Source organism: Aggregatilinea sp., from assembly GCF_036822615.1.
Classification (GTDB): Bacteria; Chloroflexota; Anaerolineae; order Aggregatilineales; family Aggregatilineaceae; genus Aggregatilinea.
Genome location: NZ_DAISHJ010000062.1, coordinates 19,837 through 27,471, shown reverse-complemented (window position 1 = coordinate 27,471; position 7,635 = coordinate 19,837). Strand labels below are relative to the sequence as shown.

Annotated in this window: 7 protein-coding genes; all 7 read right to left on the bottom strand. The window is 63.6% G+C overall.

The window, feature by feature from the left end:
• Positions 1-186: SHOCT-like domain-containing protein (locus V7116_RS16315; RefSeq protein WP_324393016.1), on the bottom strand; the 186-nt coding region annotated here is incomplete at its 3' end.
• A gap of 134 nt (positions 187-320) precedes the next feature.
• Positions 321-704 carry a DUF2089 domain-containing protein gene (locus V7116_RS16310; RefSeq protein WP_324393015.1) on the bottom strand — a complete coding sequence of 128 codons (384 nt, stop codon included), beginning with the start codon at positions 702-704 and terminating at the stop codon, positions 321-323.
• A gap of 210 nt (positions 705-914) precedes the next feature.
• Entirely contained in the window at positions 915-2,087 is a 1,173-nt protein-coding gene (locus V7116_RS16305) for a hypothetical protein (RefSeq protein ID WP_324393014.1), read from the bottom strand.
• Positions 2,088-2,288: 201 nt separating this feature from the next.
• The gene (locus V7116_RS16300; RefSeq protein ID WP_324393013.1) at positions 2,289-2,582 is read right to left on the bottom strand and encodes a hypothetical protein; all 294 of its coding nucleotides are present in this window, start codon (positions 2,580-2,582) and stop codon (positions 2,289-2,291) included.
• 38 nt (positions 2,583-2,620) lie between these two features.
• Positions 2,621-3,394 (bottom strand): class I SAM-dependent methyltransferase, encoded by a 774-nt coding sequence (locus V7116_RS16295; protein WP_324393012.1) that lies wholly within the window; start codon positions 3,392-3,394, stop codon positions 2,621-2,623.
• Positions 3,395-3,712: 318 nt separating this feature from the next.
• On the bottom strand, positions 3,713-6,403 hold the full coding sequence (ppc, locus tag V7116_RS16290; protein ID WP_324393011.1) for a phosphoenolpyruvate carboxylase: 2,691 nt from the start codon (positions 6,401-6,403) through the stop codon (positions 3,713-3,715).
• 28 nt (positions 6,404-6,431) lie between these two features.
• Complete coding sequence (locus V7116_RS16285) at positions 6,432-7,247, bottom strand: hypothetical protein (protein WP_324393010.1); 816 nt, start codon at positions 7,245-7,247, stop codon at positions 6,432-6,434.
• Between the last annotated feature and the right edge of the window lie 388 nt (positions 7,248-7,635).

The following is a 7,635-nucleotide window of genomic DNA, read 5'->3' as shown; positions in this document are numbered from 1 at the left end:
CGGGCCTAAGGGACGCCCCGGATGCCGGGGCCGCCAGCCGGTGCCGCGATAGTCGTCGTCGGCGTCCGGCGCAGCCTGCTCGACCGGATCGGAGGCCGCCAGCGCGCGCAGCAGCCGTTCGGCGCCTTCCGCGTCGATTTTACCTTCTTGCAGCATTTTCAAGATTTGCAACCGTTCATCTGCCATGTTTTATCCACTCCTGGGCCGTCTCTGCGGCCTGTTGATAGGGGCTTGTGGTATAATGGCAGACAAGATGCTCAGATGATCGATCTGGCACAGGGGCCTCCGAATCACCGCCAAGTGACTGTTCGGAGGTCTTTTCATTTCGCCAGATTCAGCAGCATCTCCTCTGCCTGTTCCAGTGTGATTTCCCCGCGATCCAACCGGTCCAGAATGTCGCGGCGCTCGGTTTTCGGGTCGCGTTCCGGGGAAGTAGGGCCTATTAAAGCCTGAAACTCTTTCACCACGTCGTCGAGCTTGCCGCGGATGGTCCAGTAGCCGAGGCCCGTTTCGCGCTCCATCTCCTTGACGTTGCCGCGACACGTCACGAAGATTTCCAGAAAGCGCAGGCTTTCGTCGGACAGGCCGCAAAACGAGCAGCCGGAGTAGGCGCCGCGCACGACGGTGTCGCACGAGGTGCAGCTCAATTCGGTGACGATCAAGTCGCCGCCGCAGGACGGGCAGCGATTCGGATAGCGCCGCATATCTCACCTCCTGGACATAACGATAGGCCAGGTTTTGGCATATGTCAAGCATTTCACCAAAATTTTTGGTTTTATCGGAAATTATTTTGGTTAAAGTAGTTGGAAGTGGGTAGTTTTTAGTTGTTAGACAGGAGCGGGAACATAGTGACCTCACCCCCTGGCCCCAGTAACGGGATTTAGGGGTGAGGTCGCTCTGCCCGGCGCAAGCCGTCAGTCGGCGGTGAAGACCTCGGTGCGCAGGAGATCGAGCACCTGGAGCATGACCAGATTGCGCGCCGCGTAGCCGGACGTTTCTTCCTCGCCCGTGAACCGGATCTCGAACAGGCGGCCCGTGTTGGCGGCGGTCAGGTGGGTGTAGCCTTCCACGAGGCCGAGATTGGGGAGATCCTGCGCCGCGCGCCAGAAATTCACCAGCGGCAGGTCGTACTCCTGCGCGATCTCGACCGTGATCGCGTTCAGGCGCAGCGACTTGAACCACATCTGGTCGTGATGCCACGTGAAGGTCGAGAGCACCGGGATCACGCCCCGGTCCAGCGACAGATCGATGATGTCGCGCAGGGCGTCCGCGTACTGCGCTTCGGTCAGGTTGATCATGTCGTTGGGGCCGAACATCATCAGCGCGGCGCTCGGCTGCTGGATGCGGTACTCGCACGCGAGCGGGCCTTCGTCGTCGCTGAAGTGGCACTGCGACGGATCGGCCCACATCGGATCGAGCATGCTCAGCGCGTTAAAGCCGACCTGCCCCGCGAGGCTAATGTGCTCCCAGGAGCCTGCGTAATAGTCGATGGAGGGGGCGAGATCGGCATAGGGGCCGAGGTCGTAGTTGTCTTCATCGAACCCGGCGAGGTAGTAGGACGTATCCGTGTTGCAGTCACCGACCTTCGTGAAGGCGTGCGGATCGTTGCCGAGCGACTGGCCGCGCTCGAAGATCGCGCGCAGATGCTCCGCGTCCAGCGTGGGCAGCACGGGGATCGACATCAGCAGGTTGATTTCTTCCGGCTGGCCGGGATCGGGCAGGGTGGGCAGGGCGTCGCACACGCCGCGCGCCTCGACCGCGTTTGCCACGATCCAGCCCTCACGCGGGCCGCCCAGACTGCCCGCCGCCTCGAACGACACCGCGTACCAATCGCCCGCCGCGTTTTGCCCGGTGACCGGCAGGGTTTGCCCGGCGTAGATCACGCCAATCACGCCGAACTCGTCCGCGTTCGGGCCGTAGCGCACGTTTACGTTCGACGTGGTGGAGAGCGCGACGCAGGCAGGCGCGGGATCGGCCCCGCTGCCGCCCTGCGCACGAACGGGCTCCGTCAGCGGCCCGGCAGCCAGCGCCGCGACCAGGATCGCGGACAGGATTATTTTTAGCAGTAGTCGATTCAGAGTACTCACGCGATCTCGCCTCCCAACCCAACCTGTTTACGGCTCACGACACATCTAAAAGAGCATGATTTATTTATACCGTTCTTGGGCGGGGCCAGCCAAGCCGTACCATACTCCCGGCGGGGCGGGCGCGCACTTTTAAAGCGCGCGGCCCGAACTCAAATAGTCGGGCCGCTCAGGTTTTATATGAAGTTTTTTGCAGCGGTGCTGCTATTTGGGGCTGGCGGGAGCCTTCTTGGCGTTTTTGTCAGCCTCTTTTTGCGCCTTGCCCGCGAATCCTTTGGGCTTCTTGGCGACAGGCTCTTCGGGCCGCCGCTTCAGATGCAGCGAGTACAGGATCCGGTCCGTCAACTTTATGGATGATTTGCTCGATGTTTTGTGTGCCCGGGGTAACCCTTTGGACATGTATGCACCCTCCACCGGCAGGACAAAAAAACAATATGCCCCCATTTTACACCCGGTTTCCGGCAGCGTATGCCACTCTTTTGGCGTGACAAAGCTCATAAAAGCAGCCACCAACCGGGGCGGGGATCGGAACAGGGTCACTTCACTCCGTAAATGATCCCGGTAGCGCCAAGCACACGGCGGCTGCGGAGCAGTGGCGGAATGTGCACTTGATGCCCGGTCTCGACAAAAGCGACCTGTTGAACACCCCAGCTCCGAATGGTTTCCAGCAGGTCCTCAACCGTTCCATAAATCTTTTCGTCGAGAAACAGATCGTGAAATGAAAAAACGCCGCCCTCACGCAAAACCCGCAGCGCCTCCTGAATGACGTCCCGTTTGTCGGGGGCATCCGAGACTTCGTGAAAGACGAAGTGACTCACGGCAGCGTCGAACGTTTCGTCGTCAAAAGGCAGACGCGCGGCGCTTGCTTTTTGAAACTGCACGCGATTCCCGACCTGTTCGATGGCGGCGTTGCGTGTGCAGGTTTCCCGGCTGTATTCCCAGTCTTTGCCCCAGTTATCGATTCCAACTACGTTCGCGTGGGGATACTTTTGGGCCAGCCGGATTGCCAGAGGGCCGTTTCCCGTCCCAATGTCGAGCGCTTTTCCCTCCCCATCCCAGGACAGGTAGTCCAGCACCAGATTCCGCAGCGGCGTTTGCAGGTTCCCGCCCTGAGCGGAGAACTGGACGTAGGCATAGGTGAAGTAAACGAATCCGAACAGAAACAGGCCCGAAATGCCGAGCAGTACCAGACGGACGGCGAGGGGAACCGGCAGCAGCGCGCCGATCAGTGCGCCGCTTCCGACGGCCAGGAATACCAACAGGATACGTTTCCGAATCCAGTTGCCATAATTGGGCTGCGCAGGGGTCATGGGGTGTTCCTCCGTAACTTTGGCTCACCCTCATTTACGCACGGGCGGCGGCGAAAGTTCCGGTTGGGAGGATGAGTCAGGGGTGAAGACAACGCGGGGGCAACCCGCGCTACAAGGCGGCGCTGCGTTACGTTCGCTTAATGGGGGCGCGGGCGGTGGGTAGGGGCGGGGCCATACGCCCCTTCCGGGCGGAGCAAGCCCCGCCCCTACGGTGATCGATTCCGGCTGCCCCTTGCGATCCCAGGGGCCGGGGTGAGGTCGCGGTTGATTTTGCTCCTGGCTAACCGCTAAGGGCTAACGGCTAACTGCTGTGTTGCGCTAGCCCGTGGTTTTCATGCCTGCCGCGATGCCGTTGATGGTCATCATGATCGCCTGGAGCAGCGGCTCGCGGGCGGGACTGTTGGCGGGCAGGCTGCGCAGCTGCGACAGCAGATTCACCTGAATGAAGTTCAGCGGATCGACGTACGGGTTGCGGCGCTCGATGGAGCGCTGGAGCACGGGCGTATTGTCGAGCAGCTCGTCCTGGCCGGTGACGCGGCAGATCCAGTCGCAGGCGCGCTCGTGCTCGGCCAGAATCTCGTCGAAGAACGTGCACAGCGCGTCGTCCGCCAGCAGCGACGAGTACAGCCCGGCGATCTCCATATCCGTCTTGGCGAGGTCGAGCTGCACGTTTTCGACCAGGGCCTGAAAGAACGGCCAACTGGCGTACATGGCGCGCAGAATCGCCAGCCCACCGGACTCGGGATCGTCGCAGTCGTGGCAGTAGCCCTCGAAGGCGTGCCCGACGCCGTACCAACTGGGGATGATGGCGCGGCTCTGCATCCACGAGAACACCCACGGGATCGCGCGGATCTGCGCGAAGCCGCCCGCGCCGCGCTTGGCGGGCCGCGAGCCGATGGGCATCAGCGCTAGTTCGTTGATGGGCGTGGCCTGCTGCCAGTAGTCGATGAAGCCGGGCGTCTCGTAGATGAAGGTCTGGTACGCCTTCTGGCCCAGCGTGGCGAGCGTTTCCATCGCCTCGCGCCATTCGGGATGCACGTCGGTGATGACGGGCGCGCCGACGGCCATCAGCAGGGCGTTCATGACTTGATGCAGGTGGCGGCGGGCGATTTCGGGATTGCTGTAGCGGTAGGCGATGACTTCGCCCTGCTCGGTGATCTTGATCGGTCCCTGCATGGAGGCGCGCGGCTGGGCGAGGATGGCGCGGTTGGTAGGGCCGCCGCCGCGCCCGATGCTGCCGCCGCGCCCGTGGAACAGTTCGAGCGCGACGCCGTACTGCTGGCAGACGCGCGCGAGGCGCTGCTGGGCGGTGTAGAGGCCCCAGTTCGAGGCGAGATAGCCGCCGTCTTTGCTGCTGTCCGAATAGCCGAGCATGATCTGCTGGCGCATCCCCCGCTTGGCGAGATGGCGCTGGTAGGCCTCGTTCTCGAACAGCGTGGTCATGATGTCCGGCGCGGCGTGCAGATCGTCCACGGTCTCGAACAGCGGCACGAGGTCGAGATAGTCCTGCACGCCGACTTCGCGCGCGAACAGCAGCATCGCCAGGACGTCGCTGGGCGCGGTGCTCATGCTGGCGATGAACGTGTCGATCACCGCCGGGCCGTATTCGCGGTGCGCGCCCGCAATCATGCGCCACGTCTCCGCGATCATGTTGGTGCGGTCGCTGAAGTGCAGCTCGACGGGGAACAGCGGGCGCGGATTTTTCAGCTCGCGGTCGAGCAGCGCCTGCCGTTCCGGTTCGGACAGGCCGCTGTACGACTCGGCCAGGCCGTAGGCGCGGAACAGCTCGTCCAGGGCGGCGGCGTGCACGCGGGCATCCTGGCGCACGTCGAGCGGCAGCAGGTGCAGCCCGAACAACCGGACCTTTTCGATCAGGCGGTGCAGCGCACCTCCGGCGACGCGCTGGCCGCGATTGGCGCGCAGGCTGTGCTCGATGACGTGCAGATCGGCCAGCAGCTCCTCGCCGGACTGGTAAGCGTCCTGTTCCAACCGCTCGTAGATCAGCTCGATCTGCTGGCGGTACAGCTCGCCGGGAAAACGCTCGGTGCTCGGCTCCCATTCGAGCGTCTGGCGCATCAATTCGGTGACGTCCACCTCGTCCACGGACTGCGTGAGGTGCTCGCGCAGGAATGCGATCTCGTCCAGGTAGACGCGGCGGGCGGCGGCGCGCAGCGTGCGCAGCGTGTTACGCGTGACGTCGGGCGTGACGTGCGGGTGGCCGTCACGGTCGCCGCCAATCCACGAGGCGAAACGCAGCAGCGCGGGCAGGTCGGACCAATCCTCGCCGGGATACGCGGCGCGCAGGGCATCGCGCAAGTCGTCGTAGATGTCTACCAGCACATCCATAACCACGTGCGTGATGAAATACACACCAAAATCTACCTCGTCCGCGACGGTGGCGCGGGCGGATCGTGTGGGGCGCGTCTGCCAGAGTTCTTCAATCTCCTCGGCCAGCACCGCTTCGAGCGCGGCCTGCTCGCGCGGGAGCAGCATCGCGCGGTCGCGCTCCGCGATCATCTGCGCGATGTGGCGCAGCTTGACCAGCACTTCCTGGCGCTTGGCCTCGGTGGGGTGGGCGGTGGTGACCAGCCGCGCACTGATGCGGTTGAGCACGGCGCGCATGTCTTTGGCCGACAGGCCCTCGTCGCGCAGGGCGTGGATCGCCGCGTCGATCGATTCTTGCAGGCCGGTGGTGGCTTCGCGCTCGCGCAGGACGCGCACGCGCTGTTGATCTTCCGCGATGTTGATCAACTGGAAGTAGTTGCTGAAGGCCTTGATCAAAATGCGCTTTTGGTCGAGCGACAGGCCCTCGATGATGTTTTCAAGCTCGATGGTGGCGTGCTGATCGCCCGCTCGGCGCGCCTTGGCATTGAAGCGCACGCGCTCGACGGTTTGCAGCGCGTCGTCGCCGTGTTGTTCGCGGATGATCACGCCCAGCAAATTGCCCAGCAGCTTGATGTCGGCGCTGAGGGCGTTCGTCAAATCGGTGGAGGTGTCACGGATAACCATAGAGCGTCGGGTCCCCTTTTTGCCCAGATCATAGCACGCTCGCTTTCAGACGCTCAACCTGATTTTGCCACGCGCTCAAACGCTTCTTTTTCAGGTTTTCACGCAGAAGCCAGTTGACGTCGGGATCGCCCCACGCGGCCCAGGCGTGCATGTGCTCGAATCCGGCGTCGGGCGTCGCCGCGACGATCACGCTGACCGAGTAGCCGAGGGCCTGCCGCAGCGTGCGGACGTCCTCACGGCGGCGAACGTCATTGGGCAGGGCGTGGAAGGCGACCAGGGCGCGGTCGTGCAGCGCGAGCGCGTCCACCGCGTGATCGGCGTCCTTGAGCAGCGGCGGGTCCGCGACGGCGGCGACCAGGGCACGCCATTGCAGCGGGGAGGCGGTGTCTTCGGCGCGGCGCATGGCGGCCAATGTGGCGGGCCAGTTCTGCGCCAGCGCGTGCTGGAAGCCCATCGCCACGCCCTCGTGGAGCCGCCAGAGCGGGCTTTCGGCCAGGGCGAACAGGCGCGCGGCGGCCTCGTCGATGGCGTCGCAGCGCGCCCCCCATTCCCCTAGCGCGACTGTGCCGCAAAACTGTGGCATTTGCAGCGGCGAGGTGGGATCGTCCGTCAGTGTACGGGTCGTGAGCGCGTCCAGCAGGCGCGCGACCTCCGCGCACCGTGCCGGGCACAGCGTCGCGATCTCGTCCGCGAAGGCGTAGGCGAGTTCGAGGTTGCCGCGCGGGCCGGGCAGGTTGCTGTGCTCGATCAGGTAGGCGTTCAGCGGGCCGGGATCGGCGGTGGTGAATGCGGCGTCGATCAGGGGGCGCAGCGCTTCGCGGTATTGGGCGGATTTCGTGGGCATGGGGTGTGCCTCCTGGCGCGGCCATCCGTGGGTGGCCGGGGATGCGTAGAAAATGTGTTCTGGTGCACCCTATTATACGCGGCGGGAAGGGGGACAAAACAATAAACGGGCGAGGATGCGGTTTTACAGATTAATCCGGTTACTGATGAAACCTCACCCCCGGCCCCTCTCCAATCCGATTGGAGAGGGGAGACAAGCAGCGTCGGATGGGGTTTTGTAGGGCGGGTTGCTAACCCGCCCTGCCTTTCTACGTGTTCGAATATGGCGTTGAATTGCCCCTACGGGGGTGTCGATGCGATCAGCGGCGGCGGGAGTTACTGCGGCGATCCTTCTTGCGGGGCGGGCCGAAGATCGCGTGCCAGATCCCTTCGAGCAGCTTGTCGAGCAG